Raw genomic sequence first — 22,131 nt, forward strand, 5'->3', positions numbered from 1 at the left:
AAGACCGCTGAATAACAGCGGCCTTATTGCTTTTATTTAGATTCTAATTCCGGTGCTTTTTCTTCAGTAAGTTCAACCTCACGGTACCAGCGAGGATGGTGTTTCTTCGCCCAGCGTCGACTCACTTTCCCTTCGATCATCCCTTTAATTGAACCTTTTACCCAAAACGCCATGTACATATGGATCAGAATGGCGTGGATCAGCACAATGGCTGCTGTCGCGTGGATTAACAAACTCCAACGAACAATGTTAATTGAGAAATAATGGGCAAAGTAGGGCCTCCAGATAATAACGCCGGTAATCAGTAATACCAGAATTAGACTCATGATGCTCCAGAACATCATTTTCTGCCCTGCGTTGTATTTCCCCACATCAGCGACTTTATGCTCATTGCCTTTAAGTACCTCAACGATCCCTTTAATCCAGGGAAGGTCCTGTTTATCGGGAATGTTGTGGTGTACAAAACGGACGAACATAAACATCAGCACGATGAAAATCATCACCCCGAAAAACGGATGTAGAATTCGCCCCATTTGCGGTGTACCGAAAGTTTCGGTGAGCCATTGCAACGTCGGGAAGAACAGCGCAATACCGGAAAGCGACACCAGGAAGAAGCTTATTACCACCGTCCAGTGACAAGCACGGTCGATGAATTTGGTGCGCAGAATCATTTTGCTTTTACTCATGACCGTTCTCCTCTTCATCATCATCCGTCTCTTTGTTTGGGCCTACTCCCACGTAGTGGTAAATCAGCCCGGCAAAGGTGGCGATAAATCCGGCGGCAGAGAGTGGTTTTAAAATCCCCTTCCAGAGGTTCACTGGTGCGGCGATTTTTGGCTCATCCGGCAGATTGTGGTACAGCGATGGTTGATCTGCGTGATGAAGTACATACATCACGTGGGTACCGCCGACCCCTTGCGGGTTGTAGATGCCTGCATTGGCATAGCCGCGTTTTTTCAACTGCGCCACGCGAGTTTCCGCTACATTGAGCATCTCTTTTTTGGTGCCAAACTGGATAGCGCCGGTCGGACAAGTTTTCACGCAGGCCGGTTCCTGACCCACGCTGACCCGGTCAACGCACAGTGTACATTTGTAGACCCGGTTATCTTCGGGATTAAGCCGGGGAATATTGAACGGGCAGCCAGCAATGCAGTAGCCACAGCCAATACAGTGCTCGGACTGAAAGTCGACAATCCCGTTGGCATACTGAATGATTGCTCCAGCGGATGGACAGGCTTTCAAACAGCCGGGATCGGCGCAGTGCATGCAGCCGTCTTTGCGGATCAGCCATTCCAGCTTGTCGTTCTGGGTGGTTTCGCTAAAGCGCATCACCGTCCAGGACTTAGCGCTGAGATCGGTCGGGTTGTCGTAGACGCCGTTGCAGTAGCCCACTTCATCGCGAATATCGTTCCACTCTGAGCAGGCGACCTGACAGCCTTTACAGCCAATACAGGTAGTGACATCAATTAATTTTGCCACTTCTGCACGGTAATCCCGCGCCTGGGGCGGTGGCGTGATGCTGTTCGTCGCCGAGCGTTTAATAATATCTTGTGATTGCATAGCCATGAGTTCCCTTCCTTACGCTCGCTCGATGTTGACCAGAAACGCTTTATACTCCGGTGTTTGCGAGTTCGCGTCACCCACCGATGGCGTTAACGTATTGGCGAGGAACCCTTTGCGTGTGGCGCCTTCAAAGCCCCAGTGACAAGGGATACCGATAGTATCGACCTGCTTACCATCGATAGTCAGCGTTTGCAGACGTTTGGTGACCACCGCCTTCGCTTTGATAAAGCCGCGTTTCGACATCACTTTCACCGTATCACCTGCCGCAATGCCTTTTTTGCTCGCCAGCGCCTCACCGATTTCGATGAATTGATCGGGTTGAGCAATGGCGTTGAGCAGCGCATGTTTGGTCCAGTGGCGGAACAGTTCGGTAATGGAGTAAGTTGTGGCGACGTACGGGAAGGCATCCGCTTTACCCATATTGGCGATATCGTCATGGTAGATACGCGCAACCGGGCTGGATACAACATTCGGGTGCAGCGGGTTGGTACCAATAGGCGACTCAATGGGTTCGTAATGTTCCGGGAATGGCCCGTCGTTCATTTTGTCGATGGAGAACAGACGCGCTACGCCTTCCGGATTCATGATAAACGGACCAACGTTGCTGCCCGGTGCGGCCTGGCCGTAGTCGGCTACGTCCATACCGACCCATTTTTTGCCATTCCAATGCAGCAGGGTTCGTTTGGGATCCCACGGTTTTCCTGATGGATCGGCCGAAGCGCGATTGTAGAGAATACGGCGGTTGGCAGGCCATGACCACGCCCAGCCTGGTGTGCAGCCCAGACCATACGGATCGCTGTTGTCGCGATTGGCCATCTGGTTGCCTTGTTCTGTCCAGCTTCCGCAGTAGACCCAGCAGAAACTGCTGGTCGAGCCGTCATCGCGCAACTGTGCAAAGCTGCTGAGCTGCTGGCCTTTTTTGGCTATAAGCTGGCCTTTGTCATCATAAAGGTCTTCAAGCGCCTGGCCATTTGCTTCACGCGCAATCTCTTCTGGGTGTGGGTCGTATGGATCTTTATAATTCCAGGCAATATTCAACAAGGGTTGCGGATTCGCTCCACCTTCCTGTTGATACAACTCGCGCAGCCGCATAAACAGGCGACCGAGGATCTTCCCGTCATGTAAGGCTTCACCCGGTGGTTCTGCCGCAGCCCAGTGCCATTGCAACCAACGCCCGGAGTTAGCGATTGAACCATTTTCTTCAGCAAAGCAGGAAGAGGGCAGACGGAAAACTTCGGTCTGAATATCTGCCGGGTTTACATCGTTCATCTCGCCATGATTTTGCCAAAAATTGGACGACTCAGTGACCAGCGGATCGATAACCACCATATATTTCAGTTTTGAAAGCGCGCGAGTTGATTTGTTTTTATCCGGAAACGCCGCCAGCGGATTGAAGCCCTGAACGATGTAACCATTAATCTTCCCTTCGAGCATCAATTCAGCCTGGGTCATTACGTCATACAGGCGATCCCATTTAGGTAGCCAGTCGTAGCCCCAGTTATTTTCCACTGTTGCATTGTCGCCCCAGAAACTTTTCATCATGCTAACAAAGAACTTCGGCGTATTTTGCCAGTAATTGACCTCATTCACGCCTAGCGCAGGCGGCGTGATTTGCGAAATATAGGTCTGGTAGTCTGTCTGTTTTTCCGACGGCAGCGGCATATAGCCCGGCAGGTTCGTCGACAACAAGCCAAGATCGGTATAGCCCTGAATATTGGAGTGGCCACGTAAGGCGTTAACGCCACCGCCCGCCATGCCTATATTGCCCAGTAGCAACTGGAGCATAGCGGCGGCGCGGATAATCTGTGCCCCGGCGGAGTGGTGTGTCCAACCCAGCGCATACAGAATAGTAGCGGTGCGGTCAGGCACGCTGGTGCTGGCGAGAATTTCGCAGATACGATTGAAATCTGCCACTGAGGTCCCACACAACCGGTTAACCATTTCTGGCGTATAGCGGTCGACGTGGGCTTTCAGCAAATTCCACACGCAGCGTGGGTGAGACAATGTTTCATCACGCAGGGCATTACCCTGTTCGTCAAGCTGATAGAACCAGCTCGATTTATCGTACTGGCGTTTTTTGTCGTCATAGCCACTGAACAAGCCGTCGTCGAACTGATAGTCATCACGGATAATCAGGCTGGCGTTGGTGTAATGGCGCACATAGTCGTGCTGCACCTGGTTGTTTTCCAGCAGATAACGGATTACACCGAGCAGGAATGCGGTGTCGGAACCAGCGCGTATTGGCGCATACAGATCGGCGACGGCGGCGCTACGGTTAAAACGCGGGTCGACTACCACCACGGTGGCGTCGTTTTTAGTTTGCGCTTCGACTACCCATTTAAAGCCTACCGGATGTGCCTCAGCGGCATTACCGCCCATAATAAGCACTACGTTGGCATTTTTAATATCGACCCAGTTGTTGGTCATCGCACCACGTCCAAACGTTGGTGCAAGAGCAGCAACGGTGGGGCCATGACATAACCGTGCCTGACAGTCGATAGCGACCATACCTAGTCCGCGAGCAAATTTACCGTCGAGGATCCCGGTTTCATTACTTGCCGCTGAGGAGCATAGCATGCCCGTGGTGGACCATCGGTTGACGGTAACGCCCTGGGCATTTTTCTCAATAAAGTTGGCATCGCGGTCATCTTTCATAAGTCGGGCAATACGATTAATCGCATCATCCCAGCTAATACGCTGCCATTTATCCGAACCCGGTGCACGATATTCGGGATACTGCAGACGGGTTTCACTATGAATATAATCCAGCACGCCAGCGCCTTTAGGGCACAACGATCCACGGCTCACCGGATGATCCGGATCGCCCTCAATATGGTAGATACTTTCTTTGACGTTTTTGGCTGTATCGCCAAGGCTGTACATCAGCATGCCGCAGCCTACTGAGCAGTACGTACAGTTATTACGTGTCTCTTTTGCTTTTAAGAGTTTGTATTGACGGGTTTCCGCGTGAACGGAAAAAGATGATAAGAATCCGAGAGATGCAACAGTGGTTCCTGCCATACCGCCCGCGCAGATTCGAAAGAACTGCCTCCGGCTGAGCTCCATTTTTTTCTCCAGCTTAAACTTAAGACATGAAAAAGTATGGTTATTGTAAGGTTAAATTGTTTTATAAACCATTAACTTTTAGTGGTTATTGACGTGAGAGAATATTAATGCTGTAAGCCTGGGTTATGGATTGGTAAAAATTGATCATGTCAGGTTGGTTGCCGATACGTACGGCGAACTGAATCTTTTTGACGACAACCTAACGCCGCGGGGTAACAGCGATAAACTGATGGAGGTATCTGGGAAAAGGGTAAAGGAACGCTCTACTTTGCCGGACAAGGGATACAGCAACCGTGGGCGATGAAGAGAGACATGCTTTCACCACGTTATACAACGATTTGCTACGAGTAGTTTGATAGCCAAACCGAAAACAAGGAGTTCATTCCACTCAACCGAACTTATCCATAGTCTATATTTTGACCTTTACAGACGATCAAACAAAAATTATAGATTCCTGAACATATAGGCATATAAATAACAAGGTTATAAAGGTCGTGATTTCTACAACACAGGACCTCTGGATATGATGGATAAACTATACCAATATGTTTCAACGAAAGAAAACGTGGGAATAAATCTTTGTCGCATTTCTATTGCCATTGTATTTATGTGGATAGGATTGTTGAAGTTCATTCCCTATGAAGCAGATAGCATCGTTCCTTTTGTAGCTAATAGCCCATTTATGTCTTTCTTTTATAACGATCCGAGTAATTATACTCAGTTCATGAACCATGAAGGCGAATTAATAGAGGCTAACCGCGCATGGCATCATGCGAATAATACTTATGGGTACTCTACCGGACTTGGTGTTGTTGAAGTCATTTTTTCATTATTGATTCTTGCTCATTATGTATCACCAAAAATCGGTTTTTGGGGGGCAACACTTGCCTTCTTAACTCCTTTTGTCACTCTGACATTCCTGATATTTACACCAGAAACATGGGTAAGTGGCCAGGATTCTCACACCGGGTTTCCCTATCTTTCTGGCGCTGGGCGACTGGTCTTAAAAGACACGATAATGATGGCTGCGGGTCTTATTGCGATGGTGCATTCTGCCAAATGTATCCTTGCACAGAATCAGCACGAGAGAGATTATACCGGCAAAGTATCCGCTGGTCTTAGATAGCTTTCCAGACTATCGTTAAATTAAGGATGTTGTGATGCTTCGGTCTCTAAAAAATATATTTATTACAGCTGCACTGTATCTGCTTATGACGGTAACCAGTCATGCTGCCAACACCGGGAATACTATGATCAAAACGTATAGTACTTATAATTACCAGCAGACCAGAGAGCATCTCATTGCTGCCATTGAGAGTAATAATCTTGTTTTTTTTGGAGAATTTGATCATGCGAAAGAGGCTAAAAATGCTGGACTAACCATGTTACCCACAACCGTCATTATTTTTGGCAATCCTAAAGGTGGCACATCATTAATGCAGGCATATCCTGATATGGCGCTCGATCTTCCCTTTAGAGTATTGATTCGGGAAGAGTCGGATGGACGTGTAGTCGTTGGATATCATCCGGTTGAGATATTACAGACTTATGGACCAGATACTGCGGCAATTCAACCCTTAAAAAATCTGGAAAAATTAGTTCAGAAAGCCATTCAGTGACCTGGCGACCAGGGCTCATCTGACGAGGCCTGGTCGTCACCCTCTCATTAAATAAATGTTAGTTTTTTACAATTACATAAAAATTCTGATAGTATACCCCCCTATAGTATATGGAGGGCGTATGCCGCATTCACCCGAAGATAAAAAACGCATTCTCACTCGTGTACGCCGTATTCGCGGTCAGGTTGATGCGCTTGAGCGCGCACTGGAATCTGGCGAACCATGCCTGTCGATCCTGCAACAAATTGCCGCCGTACGCGGCGCATCCAATGGTCTGATGGGCGAAATGGTTGAGATCCACCTGAAAGATGAACTGGTCAGTGGGGAGACAACACCAGACCAGCGAGCTGTGCGCATGGCTGAGATCGGCCATCTTCTGCGTGCTTATCTAAAATAACACCATCACCTTGCAATAATGGGAAGAGACAAATGAAATCACGTGCAGCAGTTGCATTTGGCCCCGGCCAACCGTTAAAAATTGTTGAAATCGACGTCGCACCACCAAAGAAAGGTGAAGTGCTGGTTAAAATTACCCACACCGGCGTGTGCCATACTGACGCTTTTACGCTCTCAGGCGACGATCCGGAAGGCGTGTTCCCGGCGGTACTGGGCCATGAAGGCGGCGGCATTGTGGTTGAAGTGGGGGAAGGCGTCACCAGCCTGAAACCGGGCGATCATGTGATCCCGCTGTACACCGCAGAGTGCGGCGAGTGCAAGTTCTGTAAATCGGGTAAAACTAACTTGTGTCAGGCCGTGCGGGCGACACAGGGCAAAGGTCTGATGCCTGATGGCACAACGCGCTTCTCGTATAACGGCGAGCCGATTTATCACTATATGGGTACCAGTACCTTCAGCGAATATACCGTTTGCGCAGAGATCTCGCTGGCGAAGGTTAACCCGCAGGCTCCGCTGGATAAAGTGTGTCTGCTGGGATGTGGCGTGACCACCGGTATCGGAGCGGTCCATAACACCGCGAAAGTGAAGGAAGGCGATACCGTAGCCGTATTTGGTCTGGGCGGTATTGGCCTGGCGGTGATTCAGGGCGCGGTGCAGGCAAAAGCCGGGCGTATTCTGGCTGTTGATACCAATCCGGAGAAATTCAAATTGGCTGGTGAAATGGGCGCGACCGATTTCATCAACCCGAACGATTACGGTAAGCCGGTACAGGACGTGATTGTTGAGCTCACCGACGGTGGCGTGGACTTTAGCTTTGAGTGTATCGGCAACGTTAACGTGATGCGTGCGGCGCTGGAGTGTTGCCATAAAGGGTGGGGCGAAAGCATCATCATTGGGGTGGCGGGTGCCGGTCAGGAGATCAAAACACGTCCGTTCCAGTTAGTAACCGGTCGCGTGTGGCGTGGTTCCGCGTTTGGCGGCGTAAAAGGGCGCACTCAGTTGCCGGGTATGGTCGAAGAAGCAATGAGCGGAAAAATTCAGTTAGATCCGTTTATTACGCATCGCCTGCCTCTGGAGCAGATTAACGAAGCGTTCGATTTAATGCATCAGGGTAAATCCATCCGTACTGTTATCCATTTTGGTGATAACTGATTCATTGGCCAGCGGATTTCACCGCTGGCACTTTCCTGAATTTTTTAGAATTATGTTGTGAAAGTGTGACGAATCCGGCGCTTTTCACGGTAAGTAAACTTCCCGGATTGCCGATGACTATCTAACGGGCGTGTTTTCACGCATAAACCCTACAAGAGAGTCGACGGTCATGGACAACACTACATCGATGCAAGCCCTGCATAAACTGGGCTTTCTGCATCAAATCCGGCTGGTTCCGCTGTTTTCCTCCATTCTCGGTGGCATCCTTCTGCTATTCGCCTTAAGTTCCGGGCTGGCAGGTTATTTTCTTATGCAGGCCGATCGCGATCAGCGCGATGTAACCGATGAGATTCAGGTCCGGATGGGGTTATCTAACAGCTCTAACCACTTACGCACCGCGCGTATCAACATGATCCATGCTGGTGCGGCGAGCCGTATTGCTGAAATGGATGACATGAAGGCCAATATTGCCGAGGCAGAAAAACGTATTAAGCAATCGCAGGACGGTTTCAATACTTATATGGCTCGTGCGGTGAAAACTACTGCTGGAGAGGCGTTAGACGCTGAACTGAGCGCCAATTTCAAAGCCTATATCGATGGCTTACAGCCTATGCTCAAGTACGCTAAAAACGGCATGTTCGAGGCGATCATCAACCATGAAAATGAACAGGCCAGACCGCTGGACTCTGCTTACAACAAGGTATTGTTAAAGGCGATCGATATTCGTACCGCCAGGGCGAATCAGTTAAGCGAACAGGCGCACCAACGTACACAGCTTGGCATGGCCTTTATGCTGGGGGCATTCGTTCTTGCGCTGGCACTGACCGTGATGACGTTTATTGTTCTGCGCCGTACCGTTATTCATCCTCTGTTACGTGCGGCCCAGCGCATTGAGCAAATTTCAGAAGGGGACCTGACAATGCCAGAGGAACCCACCGGGCGCAGCGAAATTGGGCGCCTGAGCCGTCATCTGCAGACAATGCAACGGTCGCTGGCGAAAACAGTGGGCACGGTACGTCAGGGCGCGGAAGAAATCTACCGCGGTACCAGTGAGATTTCGGCGGGTAATACCGATCTGTCTTCACGTACCGAACAACAGGCCGCGGCGGTTGAACAAACGGCGGCCAGCATGGAAGAGCTGACGGCTACGGTGAAGCAAAACGCCGACAACGCGCATCATGCGAGTACGCTGGCGGAAGATGCGTCCGGCAAGGCCAGCCGGGGCGGTCAGATGGTCTCTGGTGTGGTGAAAACCATGGGCAATATCTCAACGAGCTCGAAGAAAATCTCTGAAATTACCGCCGTTATTAACAGCATTGCCTTCCAGACCAATATCCTGGCGCTGAACGCGGCGGTTGAGGCGGCGCGGGCAGGAGAGCAGGGGCGTGGGTTTGCAGTGGTGGCTAGTGAGGTCCGTACGCTGGCAAGCCGCAGCGCTCAGGCGGCAAAAGAGATTGAAGGATTGATCAGCGAATCTGTCCGACTGATTGACCAGGGTTCCGGAGAAGTCGTCGCAGCGGGCAATACGATGACGGATATTGTCGATGCGGTAAAACGCGTGACCGACATTATGCTGGAAATTGCGGCGGCCTCTGATGAACAAAGCCGGGGCATCGTCCAGGTAAGCCAGGCGATTTCAGAGATGGATAAGGTCACGCAGCAAAACGCCTCATTGGTTGAAGAAGCATCGGCTGCTGCGGCCTCTCTTGAAGAGCAGGCCGCACGCTTAACGGAAGCCGTCGGCACATTCCGTTTAACCGGGACAAGCGCAATAAAACGCGTTCCGGTAACTACTACGCCGGGTCATTCACGTCCGCAGGCGGCAACGGCCAGCGGCGATAATTGGGAAACGTTTTAATCATCAATAAAGGGACCATCTGGTCCCTTTATTTTTGGCATCAAAATGGTACGGTTTTGCGTATTGCGGCGATAAGGATCTGCGCGGCCTGAGAGAGTTGCACATCGACACGAGTAAGAATCCCGATGGGTTCACCCGCCCCGTGGGTAGGTATCGGCAACGATACCAGCGTCGCCTGGCGTAAATCCTCTCTAACCGCACCTGAAGGGACAAACCATACATAGTCGTAATCAACCGTCAGTTGGCGGGAGAGCGATGCTGAAAGTGTTTCAATGCAGCCTGGCGGCATTTTACAACCCTGACTTTGCAACAATGCTTCTGCGTGCTGGCGAGGCGCGGTTCCTTTTGGCGAAACCACCACCGGCCACTCCATTACCCGACTTAATGTGATGGTTTCCTGCAACAACGGGTGGTTAGGGCGCACGACCAGTTTAAGTGATTCCAGAAACAACAATTCATAATTCAGACCGACCATCAATTCCGGATCGGCCATGCGACCAATGCCAAGGTCGATTTCCCCGGATTTTAAACCTGCCAGAATCATCGGATTGCTCATGGTGGCGACTTGTAGCGTGGTTTCCATTTGCTGTTTGTGGAAAGGACCAATTACCGCAGGCAGAATGCCCAGTGCCGCGGTGGGTAAGGCCCCAATCCGTACGACATCAGTCTGCGATTCTTCGCGCTGATTTAACGCTTGCCCGGCAGTGTTGAGCGCATCCAGCACTCTTACCGCGTGGGTAAGAAACTGCTCTCCTGGCAGCGTTAACTGCGCGCCAAGGCGGCCACGCTCAAAGAGCCGGGTCCCGGTCAGTTGCTCCAGTTCATTTAGCGTTTTGGAGAGAGCCGGTTGACTCAGGTTAAGGGTCTCAGCCGCGCGCCCCAACGTTCCCTGCTGTGCAACGGCGACAAAAGTATGAAGATGGCGCAAGCGAATGCGCTGATTGAACAGAACATTTTTTTCCATAAGCGATGTTAAAAACAGAGCCGTATCGGTGACAAGTAAAGTTGTTTGTTTTTGATAACCTGATAGCAAAATATTATTAACATTTATCATGTTTTACTTACAACTGATTTATTTTGCTTATGTTTTGTACAGCGTTGCTGGGTGGTGGGATCATGGAAGGGAGTATGTTCAGTCGTTATACTTTGGTTATTGTTTACTTTTGAACGATTTCTCTTCACAAGGCACTGATGAATGATACATGTAATAGGGCACCTTAATCCCGATAGCGATGCCATCTGCACCGCCGCAATGACGGCTCGTTGGCTTAGTTTACGTGGCCAGCAGGCGACGGCATGGCGTTTGGGCGAGCCTAACCGCGAAACGCAGTTTATCTTTGAGCATGCGGGGCTGACGATGCCTGAACGGTTGACGTTTGAACTGACCGATCGTGATGTCTGGCTGGTCGATTTCACCGAGCCTGCCCAGGGGCCGGAATCGTTGACAGAAAGTAACGTGGTGGGAATTATCGATCATCACCGACTTGGTGGGTTAGTCACCCGTCTGCCACCGGAAGTGTGGGTGAAGCCCGTCGGCAGTAGCGCAACCCTGCTGTGGCAACTGATGACGGAAGATGAACGCAACCAGTTATCTTCCGCTGAGGCTATTTTACTGCTCGGCGCCGTATTGAGTGACACTGTCACGCTTCGTTCACCAACGACCACCACTGACGATCGCCTGGCGGTTGATGCGCTGGCCCAAAAAACCGGAGTGGATCTTGACGCTTTCAGTCGCGACCTGCTGTCAGCCAAAACAAGCGTGGAAGGGATGAGCGCCCGCGAACTTTTGCAGAAAGACATTAAAACCTTCACCATCCATGGACATTCAGTCTGTGTAGCGCAGCTTGAACTGTATGCTCTGCAACAGGTGGATGCGGTGCTGGACGATCTCCGTCAGGAAATGGCGCGCTATGCAGAGGAAAAGAATGCTGCGTTGGTCGTGCTGATGCTCACCGACATCAATCTGGGTGACACCAGCCTGTGGTTTGCTGGAGCAGAACTTTCAGACATCCCGCAACCCTGCAAGGTAGAAGGTATGCTTAGCCGTAAAAAACAGATGCTCCCCTGGCTGGAAAGTCATTTGAAACCCCGTCAGTAGGTACTGTTCATCGTTTATATGGGTGGGAAGTTTACGCGGGGTCACACTTTGTAAATTCTTCCCACCGGAGTCAGCGGTGTTTTCTACACTCCAGGTAATATTCACTGGAGGCATGACATTATGGCGAACACCATCACGGCAGATGAGATTCGGGAACAATTTTCGCAGGCAATGTCAGCAATGTACCAGCAGGAAGTCCCGCAATACGGCACGTTGCTGGAACTTGTCGCTGATGTGAATCTGGCGGTACTGGAAAATAATCCGACGCTGCATGAAAAACTGGCGAATGCGGATGAACTGGCCCGGCTAAACGTTGAGCGCCATGGCGCTATTCGAGTGGGTACCGCGCAGGAGCTTTCTACGTTGCGCCGAATGTTTGCCGTTATGGGCATGTATCCGGTGAGTTATTACGATCTCTCCCAGGCAGGCGTCCCCGTACATTCCACAGCCTTTCGTCCCATCGACGATGCCTCGCTATCGCGCAACCCGTTTCGGGTATTCACCTCGTTATTACGGCTCGAACTAATCGAAAACGCCGCGCTGCGGCAAAAAGCCGCTGAGATCCTCGCGAAACGCGATATTTTCACTCGCCGTTGTCACGAGCTGCTGGATGAATTTGATGCGCAGGGCAGTTTTACATCTGAACAGGCGCAAGAGTTTGTGCATGAAGCGCTGGAAACATTCCGCTGGCATCAGCACGCCACGGTCGATGAAGAGACCTATCACGCATTGCATAACGAACACCGGCTGATTGCTGATGTAGTGTGTTTCCCCGGTTGCCATATCAACCACCTGACGCCGCGTACGCTGGATATCGACCGGGTGCAGTCGATGATGCCGGAATGCGGCATTGAACCGAAAATACTGATTGAAGGGCCGCCACGCCGCGAGGTGCCCATTTTATTACGTCAGACGAGTTTCAAAGCGCTGGAAGAACCGGTGTTGTTTGCCGGTGAAATGCGCGGCACTCACACGGCACGTTTCGGTGAAATCGAACAGCGCGGTGTGGCCCTGACGCCGAAAGGCAGAGCGTTATACGACGAATTGCTGAATAAAGCGGGAACGGGGAAAGACAATCTGACGCACCAGTTACATCTTCAGGAGGTGTTCAAGGCGTTCCCGGACAGTGAGTTTCTGCTGCGCCAGCAGGGACTCGCCTGGTTTCGTTATCGACTGACGCCATCAGGCGAAGCGCATCGCCAGGCAATCCGTCCGGATGACGACCCGCAACCGCTCATTGAGCGAGGGTGGCTGGTTGCGCAACCCATCACTTACGAAGATTTTTTACCGGTGAGCGCCGCAGGGATTTTCCAGTCCAATCTGGGGAATGAAACGCAGGCTCGCAGCCACGGGAATTCCAGCCGCGACGCGTTTGAACAGGCGCTGGGTTGCGCGGTTTATGACGAGTTTGCGCTGTATCAGGAGGCGCAAGAGCGAAGTAAACGTCGGTGTGGTTTACTTTAATGGAATTTACATGGGATTCGGTCTGTTCCCATCGACATAAAATATTTTCGATTTTGTACAGATAATCGGCGACCAACAATTGGATTATTAATGAATTTTGTCTAGAGTGAGCGGTCAGAAATGTGCACTCTCTTGCCGCTGATTTTGACCGGCGCGGGACCATTTACACGACCAGAAGGACTCACTTTCAGGCATGAATCGCAGACGATTTATTAAAGGTTCAATGGCAATGGCCGCCGTGTGCGGAACCAGTGGTATTGCATCACTCTTTTCCCGCGCCGCCTTTGCGGCAGAGTCTGACATTGCAGACGGAAAAACCGTACGTTTTGATTTTTCCGTTCTGCAATCGATGGCCCATGACTTAGCACAGAAACCCTGGGGCGGCGCACCGCGCGCGTTACCGGACACGCTGGCGAAACTGACGCCGCAGGCCTATAACAGCATTCAATATGACGCAGAGCAGTCTCTGTGGAACAACGTTGAAAATCGTCAGCTTGATGCGCAGTTCTTCCACGTGGGAATGGGTTTTCGTCGCCGTGTACGCATGTTCTCGGTTGATGGCAGTACGCATATGGCGCGTGAAATTCACTTCCGTCCGGAACTGTTTAAATATAACGATGCGGGCGTGGATACCAAACAGCTGGAAGGGCAGACTGACCTCGGATTCGCCGGGTTCCGTGTTTTTAAAGCGCCAGAACTGGTCCGCCGCGATGTCGTTTCTTTCCTGGGAGCCAGCTATTTCCGCGCCGTGGATGACACCTATCAGTACGGTTTATCGGCCCGCGGTCTGGCGGTAGATACCTACACCGACAGCAAAGAAGAGTTTCCTGATTTCACCTCTTTCTGGTTCGAGACGGTTAAACCGGGCGCAACCTCCTTTACCGTGTATGCACTTCTCGACAGCCCAAGCGTAACCGGTGCATTCAAGTTCGTGATCCACTGCGAGAAAACGCAGGTGATTATGGATGTACAAAACCACATCTATGCGCGCAAAGACATCAAACAGCTCGGCATTGCGCCGATGACCAGCATGTTCAGCTGCGGCAACAATGAGCGTCGGATGTGCGACACTATTCACCCGCAAATTCATGACTCCGATCGTCTGGCGATGTGGCGGGGCAATGGCGAGTGGATCTGCCGCCCGCTGAATAACCCGCAAAAGCTGCAGTTCAACGCCTATACCGATAACAACCCGAAAGGGTTTGGCTTGCTGCAACTCGATCGCGACTTCTCCCATTACCAGGACATCATGGGCTGGTATAACAAGCGTCCAAGCCTGTGGGTCGAACCGCGCAACCAGTGGGGCAAGGGGACCATCGGCCTGATGGAGATCCCGACGACCGGCGAAACGCTGGATAACGTTGTCTGCTTCTGGCAGCCTGAGAAGAAGATCAAAGCCGGCGATGAGCTGGAATTCAAATATCGCCTGTACTGGAGTGCTCAGCCGCCGGTGCGTTCACCGCTGGCTCGCGTGATGGCGACCCGGACAGGCATGGGCGGTTTTCCGGAAGGATGGGCGCCGGGCGAGCACTACCCGGAAAAATGGGCGCGCCGTTTTGCCGTTGATTTTGTTGGTGGCGATCTAAAAGCTGCTGCGCCGAAAGGCATTGAACCGGTGATTACGCTCTCAAGCGGTGAAGCGAAACAGATTGAGATCCTCTACGTGGAACCAATCGACGGTTATCGCATTCAGTTTGACTGGTATCCGACCTCTGACTCAACCGATCCGGTAGATATGCGTATGTTCCTGCGTTGTCAGGGTGACGCCATCAGCGAAACCTGGCTGTATCAGTACTTCCCACCAGCGCCGGATAAACGTCAGTACGTTGACGACCGCGAGATGCGTTAATCACTCTCTTTACGGCTCTCCTGATGGGGAGCCGTATCTGCATTCATCCTCATAACGATTCTGTACACTATTTACTCGATCCTGTTCGCATTTTTCTGTATGGCAAATGGGTACTCTGTGAGTGTGTATTTCTTATACACGTTCTTGTCCACTAACAGGGAGAAAGTATGTTTCCAGAATACAGAGACCTTATTTCCCGACTGAAATCCGAGAACCCTCGCTTTCTGTCCTTATTCGAAAAACACAACAGCCTTGATCATGAGATCTCCAGACTGGAAGGTTCGGATGGTCGGGGGTATAGCTTGGACATTGTTCGTCTTAAGAAACAGAAACTCCACCTGAAGGAAGATTTGCTCAAAATTTTGCAAAGAGAGAGTGTCAGTGAGAGCTAAGTAGAATGGCGCTTGCTGTGTAAAAGGGCTTCCAGCGAGAAAAGGAAGCCCTTCCTGTTTTAGGTGTTAATCGACCATCACGCGTTTGTTCGTCGCCCCCCAGAGGATCGACATTTCAGTGAACAGCGCGCCGCTAATTTCTTCGACTTCTTCTGCGCTAACCTGCGCATTTCCCTGTTTACCGAACAGCACCACTTCATCGCCAGATGCAACCTGCGGTAAATCGGTCACATCGACGATCACGGTATTCATGGATGTTTTACCCAGGACCGGAACCCGCTGGCCGCGGATCAGCACGTGTCCCGCGTTACTGAATACACGGCGATAACCATCGGCATAACCTGTCGGGATATTGGCCAGAACGGAATCACGTTTAAGGGTATAGGTTCTGTCATATCCGACGGTGTTTCCTTTGGGGTAATGGTTTACCGACGCGATGGCGGATTTAAATGTCATGACGCGTTTGTATTCGGTGCTGGCGATGGTATCGCCATAAAAAATACCGCCAACACGGACCATGTCGAGCCAGGATTCAGGAACGGTCAGGGTGGCGAACGTATTCGCAACATGCAGGGTGACATCTTCGCGTTTAAGCCCGGTAATTTTCAGTACCTGGGCCGATTGTGTATTGAAACGGGCCAGATCGCGTCTAACCACCGCAGCATCTTCTTCCGGGAAATGCGACATGATGCCAACAATTTTCAGGCCGGGTAATGCGGAAATGGCGCGGGCTTCTTCCAGACCTGCAGCGGTACTGACTTCCAGACCGTTACGCGACATACCGCCAGAGTTCAGTGCCAGATGAATACGAATGATTTTACCTTTCTCCTGAGCAATGGCACTCAGACGCTTAGCCATATCCAGATTACCGATCAGCTCTTCGGTATCGAAGTCCGCTGCCTGGCGCATCTCTTTTTCCGTCGCGTTGCGAACGCGCATGAGCTGTGATGTATAGCCTGACTGGCGAACGGTTCTAATCTCCTCATTGCTGGCGATACCAATACATTGCACGCCGTTTTGCATCATCACCGGTGTTACCAGTGAGAGATCGTGGCCATACGCGTCTCCTTTAAGAATGGCGCACATCCGGGTTTTATCTGCCAGCAGTTGCTGAACTTTATGAATGTTATATTCCAGTGCGCTACGGGAAATTTCCAGCGTGGTATTATCCACGACCTGTTGCTGATTGACTGCAAAGGGAACGGGGCCTGCTTGAGTGGAGGAAACGGGTTGGTGACAGGCGGTAATCAGTAAAAGCGGAATAAGTGCTAAACGACCCAAAGGTGCTGCCATGCTTGCTCCTTAGCAATAAAGTGAAAGTGTTATTGTCATCATTACGGTCTATCCATGAAGGGATCCCGGATCACCAGAGTAACGGGTTCCACGCCAGAGATTCTTTCTAAGTGATTGCTGTTACAGCATAAAAATAAGACTTCCCCGACTCTAAACAGAGTAATATCGGCTACTGCCAGTCAGAAATGCCCCGTTTACGATTGCAAAGGAGATAAACATGTCAGAAATAATAATCGTTAGTGACGCGCTGGAACTGCGTGCCGTCGAAGAACAACACGTCACCCCTCTGCATCAGTTGGTGCTTAAAAATAAAGTCTGGCTCCAGCAGTCGCTGAACTGGCCGCAGTTTGTGACTTCTGTGGAGGACACCCGCAAGAATGTGCAGGGCAATATCATGTTGCACCAGCGCGGCTACGCCAAAATGTTCCTTATTTTCGAACAAGGGGAGGTGGCTGGCGTTATCTCGTTTAACCAGATAGAACCGCTGAACAGAGCCGCTTATATTGGTTATTGGTTGGACGAAGATCACCAGGGCAAAGGTATTCTGTCTCAGGCGCTACAGGCATTGATTCAGCATTATGCGCAGCGCCAGGAGATTCGCCGCTTCGTGATTAAATGTCGTGTAGATAACGTCAAGAGCAACCAGGTGGCGTTGCGTAATGGCTTCCAACTGGAAGGATGCTTACGACAAGCGGAGTTCCTCAATGGCGATTACTATGATGTGAATCTCTATGCCCGCATCATTGATGACTCTTCAGAATAAACCGGCGATAGGGGTGCGCGTAATACGTTGTTCGCCGTTGATCACTTTTGGCCCGCGCAGATGGATCGCATCGCCATCAAAGGCTTCAACTTGGGCCTGACCGGTTATCTCAATATGATGCTCGATCAGCACTTCACCTAGAATACAGGCGTGGCCTTCAATCAGGATGTGCCCATCCAGCAGAATTGGGCCGCCGCGTAATTTTGCATGCCCCCCGACCAGCACATGGTGCTTCAGCACACAGTTACCTTCAACCTCCGCGTGTTCCGCCACCTGCGAGCTATAGCGCAGGGTAGGAATGGCGTCTTCATCAGTTCCGGCGATGACACGCGCATGTCCATAGACTTTAGCGCAATCGCAGATCCAGACATTATTCTCTTCGTTACCTTCTACCCGTGCAAAATCAAAAACTTCAGCCCGATGTTCTATAAAGGCATAGTTAATCATCGCATCACCATAGATCTGCACCTGATGCACCACGCGTGAATTGCTGACTGTCGCCCGATCGTAAATTTGCAGGAGCTGGTCGTTTTCACGAGTTAGTCCTTTGGCAGCGATAATTTCAGAGTCACACACAATGCGCGCATCACCGCAGAGAAGGCACTCACCGCGAACAACAGAATCCCGAATTGTGACGTTGTCACGTATTTGCGCGTTATCGCTGATTTCTGCTCGGTCAATCCAGGCGGCATCACCAATCTGTGCGCCATCTCTGACCACGCTTGCCTGTGTAATACGGGCATTTCCGGATATCGTCGCGCCGGAAAACGCGAGCGCATTCTCATCGTAAATCCAGCAATCGCCACTTTGCGAAAGCACGCTTTCATCATCAATCCAGCCACCGAGCGTACCGGCTTTAACATCATTAAAATCAATGAGCGCAATTATCTGGCGTAGTAATACGCTCTTTTTATTGCCATTATCCCGGTAACTAAAGGCGCGAGGTTCATCGCCCAGACGATATTTGGTCATAGCTCATTTCCATGTTGCGCACCTTAGTTAAACGTAGCAAAGTTTTCCGCACTGGCTAAATTCGTGGAAATTCCATAAAATGCATTTCAAATATACTTTAAAAAATAAACAAAATGAGTAAGAGCAAGCAAAGTGAGCGAGTCCTCAATCTTCCGGCCGGTTATTTTGGCATGGTACTGGGCATCATCGGGATGGGGTTCGCGTGGCGATATGCCAGCCAGGTATGGCCTGTAAGCCACTGGATTGGTGACGGTTTAGTGATCCTTGCGATGGTCATCTGGGGATTGTTGACGCTGGCCTTTATTAGTCGTTTACTGCGTTTTCCTCATAGCGTACTGGCGGAAATTCGTCATCCGGTGATGAGCAGTTTTGTCAGTCTGTTTCCGGCTACAACGATGCTGGTCGCGATTGGTTTTGTCCCGTGGTATCGACCGCTGGCGATTGTGTTGTTCAGCATCGGCGTGGTGATACAACTGGCGTATGCAGCCTGGCAAACGGCTGGATTATGGCGTGGCGAGCACCCGGAAGAGGCCACCACACCGGGTCTGTATCTGCCAACCGTTGCCAATAACTTTATCAGCGCCATGGCCTGTGGTGCGCTTGGCTTCAACGATGCCGGGTTGGTGTTTTTGGGCGCAGGGGTATTTTCCTGGCTCAGCCTCGAGCCGGTTATTCTGCAGCGTTTACGAAGCTGCGGCGAGCTGCCGACGGTTTTACGGACTTCACTTGGTATACAACTGGCGCCTGCGCTGGTCGCCTGTAGCGCGTGGCTTAGTGTGAACGGTGGCGAGGGAGATACGTTAGCCAAAATGCTGTTCGGCTATGGTCTGCTGCAACTTCTGTTTATGCTACGCCTGATGCCGTGGTATTTGTCACAGCCGTTTAATGCGTCTTTCTGGAGCTTCTCGTTCGGCGTGTCGGCACTGGCGACTACGGGGCTGCATTTAGGGCACGGCAGCGAGTCAGGTTTTTTTCATACGCTGGCGATCCCGCTGTTTATTTTTACCAATTTTATCATTGCGCTATTACTGATACGTACGTTTGCATTGCTGATGCAGGGAAAACTGCTTATTCGCACCGAACGTGCTGCATTACTGAAATCTGAGGATAAATAATGATCCGTTGTGACGAAAACTACTTTACTGAGAAATATGATTTGACCCGCACGCATTCCGATGTCGTCGACGCGGCAAAAATTGTTGCCCCGGGCAAAACGTTAGATCTGGGCTGCGGGAATGGCCGTAACAGTCTGTACCTTGCGGCCAACGGTTATGACGTTACTGCATGGGACAAGAATCCGATGAGCATCGCCAATCTGGAACGCATTAAAAACGCGGAAGGGCTGACTAATCTGCACGCTGAGGTGGCGGATCTCAATGCGCTAAACTTTGACGGTGAATACGATTTTATTCTTTCTACCGTGGTGATGATGTTCCTGGACGCGAAAACCATCCCGGGCCTGATTGAAAATATGCAGCGCTGCACCAACCCAGGTGGGTATAACCTGATCGTCGCGGCAATGGATACCGATGATTTTCCGTGCACCGTTGGGTTCCCGTTTGCGTTTAAAACAGGGGAGTTACGCCGCTACTACACAGGTTGGGATCTGCTGAAATATAACGAAGACGTAGGTGAACTTCATCGTACGGATGAGCACGGCAACCGAATTAAACTACGCTTTGCAACAATGCTGGCGCGGAAAACGATCTGACCTGCCCATTTGTGATAACTCTTTCTACGTTCAGCATTTTTTTCGTGCTGAATATTAAGAAAACGTTAAGATAAAATTGTGCGGGCCTTACCATTTTTAGTTCATCCAAAATGATTTCCTTTTGCTATTATTTCAGATGCATATCTGCAAATACTAAGGGATCGTTCCATGCGTGCTCAAACTTTATTTAAAGTTGCAGTGCTTACGGGTTTACTGGCGTTATCAGGCTGTGCTTCAAAAATTACGCAGCCTGATAAATATTCAGGTTTTTTAAAAGATTACTCCGGCCTGAAGGAAACAAAATCTGCAACCGGACAGCCGGTGCTGCGTTGGGTTGATCCCAACTTTAATGAGTCTAAATACGATAACATCGTTTATAACCCGATCACGTATTATCCGGTTCCTAAACCAACCACCCAGGTCGGTCAGCAGGTTCTTGATAAGCTGTTGAGCTATACCAATACCCAAATGAAAACTGCCCTGGCAAAACGTAAACCGCTGGTTACGACGCCAGGCTCGCGCAGTCTGATTTTCCGCGGGGCAATCACCGGTGTTGCTACCAGCAAAGAAGGGCTGCAGTTCTATGAAGTGGTCCCGGTTGCACTGCTCGTTGCGGGTACGCAAATGGCGACGGGGCACCGTACCATGGACACGCACCTCTTTTTCGAAGGTGAGTTGATTGATGCGGCAACCAATAAACCTGTCATTAAAGTTGTACGTCAGGGTGAAGGCAAAGACCTGAACAACGAAAGTACGCCGATGGCGTTCGAAACGTTGAAGAAAGTTGTTGATGACATGGCGACTGATGCTTCCATGTTTGACGTAAATAAAAAACAATAATAACGAAGAACGCACCATCCCTGGATGGTGCGTTTTTTTATGCCGCTCGGCGACGATATACGAGTTTACCCATCAGCGTTTCTGGTCGGGCAAACATCACCAGATTCCCCAGCAAAATCAATACTAATCCCACAATCGCATTAACCTGCCAGACATACCCTTCATACAACGTAGACAGCGTTAGCGCCACCAGTGGAAAAAGCAGTGTACTGTATGCCGCTTTACTGGGACCAATGCGTCCGACCAGCGTGAAATAGGCGCCGAAGGCGATTACCGAACCAAAAATAGCCAGATACAACAGCGCACTGAGATAACTGAAGGTCCACTGTGGCGTGAAGCTGTCGCCGCGCACCAGCGCAATGGTAGCAATCAACACAGTGCCGTACAGCATCGCCCAACTGTTGGTGGTCATCACCTCGAGACCTTTTTTCTGATGACGCAGACTTATCATATTGCCCAGTGAGAAACCAAAAGTGCCGAGGGCGCTTAAACCAATCCCCAGCAGCAGCGAGTGATTCAACCCGCTGTTGACCAAATCCTGCCAGAACAAGGTGACGATACCTGTCAGCCCCAGCCCGGCGGCAACATAAAAGCGTCCTGGTGGTTTTTGACCAAAAAACAGGTAGCTATTAACCGCATTGAACAGGACCGCCATCGAGAAAATGACGGATTCGAGACCGGTATTGATCCACGCAGCGGCAGTGTAAAAACACCAGAAGTTAAAGCAAAAAACGCATCCACCTTGTAACAGACAAAACAGATGGTCGCGTCCGGAAAGCTTACGCAATTTCCCGCTGATCAGCAGGATGGCTATCATCACGGTGCTGGCGATGGCAAAGCGCCAGAAGATGGAAACTGGCGCCGCAACCGGGCCTTGTTGCAGGTAAATCGCAATCCATGTCGTTCCCCAAATCACCACCACCAGGCAGTACAACAGTCCGTTCATACAACTCTCTCTTTTTGGTCTTCAGGCGCACACTGTGTCACGTCGGGTAGCAGGGGGCTTTCATCGGCTTGCGGTGGACTTGCAAAATCTTGCGCTTTTTTTAGTGTAAAGGTGAAAAGGAAGCTGTTAACGATATGTAGCTGATATAG

Annotated in this window: 20 protein-coding genes and 1 pseudogene; 14 read left to right on the forward strand and 7 right to left on the reverse strand. The window is 50.7% G+C overall.

The window, feature by feature from the left end; all coding sequences use genetic code 11:
• Positions 1-32: 32 nt before the first annotated feature.
• The 3 genes from fdnI to fdnG are packed head-to-tail and all read right to left on the reverse strand — an operon-like array spanning position 33 to position 4,629.
• The gene (fdnI, locus tag GFB57_RS15700; RefSeq protein ID WP_003020312.1) at positions 33-686 is read right to left on the reverse strand and encodes a formate dehydrogenase-N subunit gamma; all 654 of its coding nucleotides are present in this window, start codon (positions 684-686) and stop codon (positions 33-35) included.
• A complete protein-coding gene (gene fdxH / locus GFB57_RS15705; protein WP_003020306.1) occupies positions 679-1,566 on the reverse strand; it encodes a formate dehydrogenase subunit beta in 888 nt (295 codons plus the stop codon). Before fdxH ends, fdnI begins: the two co-directional genes overlap by 8 nt.
• Before the next feature lie 12 nt (positions 1,567-1,578).
• Entirely contained in the window at positions 1,579-4,629 is a 3,051-nt protein-coding gene (gene fdnG / locus GFB57_RS15710) for a formate dehydrogenase-N subunit alpha (protein WP_003020303.1), read from the reverse strand.
• Positions 4,630-4,804: 175 nt separating this feature from the next.
• Here fdnG and GFB57_RS15715 point away from each other — a divergent pair.
• The 6 genes and pseudogenes from GFB57_RS15715 to GFB57_RS15740 all read left to right on the forward strand — a co-directional run.
• A pseudogene (locus tag GFB57_RS15715) lies at positions 4,805-4,980 on the forward strand (DUF4113 domain-containing protein); the annotation flags it as partial.
• A gap of 175 nt (positions 4,981-5,155) precedes the next feature.
• A complete protein-coding gene (gene rclC, locus GFB57_RS15720; protein WP_032932627.1) occupies positions 5,156-5,755 on the forward strand; it encodes a reactive chlorine resistance membrane protein RclC in 600 nt (199 codons plus the stop codon).
• Between the two features lie 34 nt (positions 5,756-5,789).
• The gene (locus GFB57_RS15725; protein WP_008322331.1) at positions 5,790-6,248 is read left to right on the forward strand and encodes a DUF302 domain-containing protein; all 459 of its coding nucleotides are present in this window, start codon (positions 5,790-5,792) and stop codon (positions 6,246-6,248) included.
• 121 nt (positions 6,249-6,369) lie between these two features.
• The gene (locus tag GFB57_RS15730) at positions 6,370-6,645 is read left to right on the forward strand and encodes a metal/formaldehyde-sensitive transcriptional repressor (protein WP_003020296.1); all 276 of its coding nucleotides are present in this window, start codon (positions 6,370-6,372) and stop codon (positions 6,643-6,645) included.
• Between the two features lie 32 nt (positions 6,646-6,677).
• Positions 6,678-7,796 (forward strand): S-(hydroxymethyl)glutathione dehydrogenase/class III alcohol dehydrogenase, encoded by a 1,119-nt coding sequence (locus tag GFB57_RS15735; RefSeq protein ID WP_286533710.1) that lies wholly within the window; start codon positions 6,678-6,680, stop codon positions 7,794-7,796.
• A 169-nt stretch (positions 7,797-7,965) separates the two neighbouring features.
• A complete protein-coding gene (locus tag GFB57_RS15740) occupies positions 7,966-9,654 on the forward strand; it encodes a methyl-accepting chemotaxis protein (RefSeq protein WP_003020290.1) in 1,689 nt (562 codons plus the stop codon).
• Positions 9,655-9,694: 40 nt separating this feature from the next.
• Here the strand turns inward: GFB57_RS15740 and pcaQ are convergent, their stop codons facing one another.
• Positions 9,695-10,618, reverse strand: coding sequence for a pca operon transcription factor PcaQ (pcaQ, locus tag GFB57_RS15745; protein WP_003020288.1), 924 nt, complete (start codon positions 10,616-10,618; stop codon positions 9,695-9,697).
• A 231-nt stretch (positions 10,619-10,849) separates the two neighbouring features.
• Between pcaQ and GFB57_RS15750 the strand changes: the two genes are divergently transcribed.
• The 4 genes from GFB57_RS15750 to GFB57_RS15765 all read left to right on the forward strand — a co-directional run bounded on the left by GFB57_RS15750 (position 10,850) and on the right by GFB57_RS15765 (position 15,457).
• A complete protein-coding gene (locus tag GFB57_RS15750; RefSeq protein ID WP_003020285.1) occupies positions 10,850-11,752 on the forward strand; it encodes a manganese-dependent inorganic pyrophosphatase in 903 nt (300 codons plus the stop codon).
• Between the two features lie 120 nt (positions 11,753-11,872).
• Complete coding sequence (locus tag GFB57_RS15755) at positions 11,873-13,216, forward strand: VOC family protein (protein ID WP_003020282.1); 1,344 nt, start codon at positions 11,873-11,875, stop codon at positions 13,214-13,216.
• Between the two features lie 193 nt (positions 13,217-13,409).
• Complete coding sequence (locus GFB57_RS15760) at positions 13,410-15,065, forward strand: glucan biosynthesis protein (protein WP_003020279.1); 1,656 nt, start codon at positions 13,410-13,412, stop codon at positions 15,063-15,065.
• Positions 15,066-15,232: 167 nt separating this feature from the next.
• Positions 15,233-15,457 (forward strand): YdcH family protein, encoded by a 225-nt coding sequence (locus GFB57_RS15765; RefSeq protein ID WP_003020276.1) that lies wholly within the window; start codon positions 15,233-15,235, stop codon positions 15,455-15,457.
• Between the two features lie 66 nt (positions 15,458-15,523).
• On the opposite strand, the gene alr is transcribed toward GFB57_RS15765, so the two are convergent.
• The gene (gene alr, locus GFB57_RS15770) at positions 15,524-16,750 is read right to left on the reverse strand and encodes an alanine racemase (RefSeq protein ID WP_003020268.1); all 1,227 of its coding nucleotides are present in this window, start codon (positions 16,748-16,750) and stop codon (positions 15,524-15,526) included.
• Positions 16,751-16,967: 217 nt separating this feature from the next.
• Between alr and rimL the strand changes: the two genes are divergently transcribed.
• A complete protein-coding gene (gene rimL, locus GFB57_RS15775; protein WP_003020265.1) occupies positions 16,968-17,513 on the forward strand; it encodes a 50S ribosomal protein L7/L12-serine acetyltransferase in 546 nt (181 codons plus the stop codon).
• On the opposite strand, the gene ydcK is transcribed toward rimL, so the two are convergent.
• Complete coding sequence (gene ydcK / locus GFB57_RS15780) at positions 17,505-18,485, reverse strand: YdcK family protein (protein WP_003020262.1); 981 nt, start codon at positions 18,483-18,485, stop codon at positions 17,505-17,507. The two genes, rimL and ydcK, sit on opposite strands and share 9 nt — an antisense overlap.
• Positions 18,486-18,598: 113 nt before the next feature.
• Between ydcK and tehA the strand changes: the two genes are divergently transcribed.
• The 3 genes from tehA (at position 18,599) to GFB57_RS15795 (ending at position 21,036) form a co-directional block, all read left to right on the forward strand.
• Positions 18,599-19,600 (forward strand): dicarboxylate transporter/tellurite-resistance protein TehA, encoded by a 1,002-nt coding sequence (tehA, locus tag GFB57_RS15785; RefSeq protein ID WP_003020259.1) that lies wholly within the window; start codon positions 18,599-18,601, stop codon positions 19,598-19,600.
• A complete protein-coding gene (tehB, locus tag GFB57_RS15790; protein WP_003020257.1) occupies positions 19,600-20,196 on the forward strand; it encodes a tellurite resistance methyltransferase TehB in 597 nt (198 codons plus the stop codon). The genes tehA and tehB overlap by 1 nt, the downstream gene beginning before the upstream one ends.
• Before the next feature lie 168 nt (positions 20,197-20,364).
• Positions 20,365-21,036, forward strand: coding sequence for a DUF3313 domain-containing protein (locus tag GFB57_RS15795; protein ID WP_003020253.1), 672 nt, complete (start codon positions 20,365-20,367; stop codon positions 21,034-21,036).
• A 37-nt stretch (positions 21,037-21,073) separates the two neighbouring features.
• On the opposite strand, the gene GFB57_RS15800 is transcribed toward GFB57_RS15795, so the two are convergent.
• The gene (locus GFB57_RS15800) at positions 21,074-21,982 is read right to left on the reverse strand and encodes a DMT family transporter (RefSeq protein WP_003020250.1); all 909 of its coding nucleotides are present in this window, start codon (positions 21,980-21,982) and stop codon (positions 21,074-21,076) included.
• Positions 21,983-22,131: the final 149 nt, after the last annotated feature.

The sequence above is a fragment of the Citrobacter sp. S39 genome, assembly GCF_009495675.1.
Taxonomy (GTDB): Bacteria; Pseudomonadota; Gammaproteobacteria; order Enterobacterales; family Enterobacteriaceae; genus Citrobacter; species Citrobacter freundii.

Bases quoted from the DNA above. Each gene is read 5' to 3' on its own strand.
- fdnI (WP_003020312.1), bottom strand. From the start codon at position 686: ATGAGTAAAAGCAAAATGATTCTGCGCACCAAATTCATCGACCGTGCT.
- fdxH (WP_003020306.1), bottom strand. From the start codon at position 1,566: ATGGCTATGCAATCACAAGATATTATTAAACGCTCGGCGACGAACAGC.
- fdnG (WP_003020303.1), bottom strand. From the start codon at position 4,629: ATGGAGCTCAGCCGGAGGCAGTTCTTTCGAATCTGCGCGGGCGGTATG.
- rclC (WP_032932627.1), top strand. From the start codon at position 5,156: ATGGATAAACTATACCAATATGTTTCAACGAAAGAAAACGTGGGAATA.
- GFB57_RS15725 (WP_008322331.1), top strand. From the start codon at position 5,790: ATGCTTCGGTCTCTAAAAAATATATTTATTACAGCTGCACTGTATCTG.
- GFB57_RS15730 (WP_003020296.1), top strand. From the start codon at position 6,370: ATGCCGCATTCACCCGAAGATAAAAAACGCATTCTCACTCGTGTACGC.
- GFB57_RS15735 (WP_286533710.1), top strand. From the start codon at position 6,678: ATGAAATCACGTGCAGCAGTTGCATTTGGCCCCGGCCAACCGTTAAAA.
- GFB57_RS15740 (WP_003020290.1), top strand. From the start codon at position 7,966: ATGGACAACACTACATCGATGCAAGCCCTGCATAAACTGGGCTTTCTG.
- pcaQ (WP_003020288.1), bottom strand. From the start codon at position 10,618: ATGGAAAAAAATGTTCTGTTCAATCAGCGCATTCGCTTGCGCCATCTT.
- GFB57_RS15750 (WP_003020285.1), top strand. From the start codon at position 10,850: ATGATACATGTAATAGGGCACCTTAATCCCGATAGCGATGCCATCTGC.
- GFB57_RS15755 (WP_003020282.1), top strand. From the start codon at position 11,873: ATGGCGAACACCATCACGGCAGATGAGATTCGGGAACAATTTTCGCAG.
- GFB57_RS15760 (WP_003020279.1), top strand. From the start codon at position 13,410: ATGAATCGCAGACGATTTATTAAAGGTTCAATGGCAATGGCCGCCGTG.
- GFB57_RS15765 (WP_003020276.1), top strand. From the start codon at position 15,233: ATGTTTCCAGAATACAGAGACCTTATTTCCCGACTGAAATCCGAGAAC.
- alr (WP_003020268.1), bottom strand. From the start codon at position 16,750: ATGGCAGCACCTTTGGGTCGTTTAGCACTTATTCCGCTTTTACTGATT.
- rimL (WP_003020265.1), top strand. From the start codon at position 16,968: ATGTCAGAAATAATAATCGTTAGTGACGCGCTGGAACTGCGTGCCGTC.
- ydcK (WP_003020262.1), bottom strand. From the start codon at position 18,485: ATGACCAAATATCGTCTGGGCGATGAACCTCGCGCCTTTAGTTACCGG.
- tehA (WP_003020259.1), top strand. From the start codon at position 18,599: ATGAGTAAGAGCAAGCAAAGTGAGCGAGTCCTCAATCTTCCGGCCGGT.
- tehB (WP_003020257.1), top strand. From the start codon at position 19,600: ATGATCCGTTGTGACGAAAACTACTTTACTGAGAAATATGATTTGACC.
- GFB57_RS15795 (WP_003020253.1), top strand. From the start codon at position 20,365: ATGCGTGCTCAAACTTTATTTAAAGTTGCAGTGCTTACGGGTTTACTG.
- GFB57_RS15800 (WP_003020250.1), bottom strand. From the start codon at position 21,982: ATGAACGGACTGTTGTACTGCCTGGTGGTGGTGATTTGGGGAACGACA.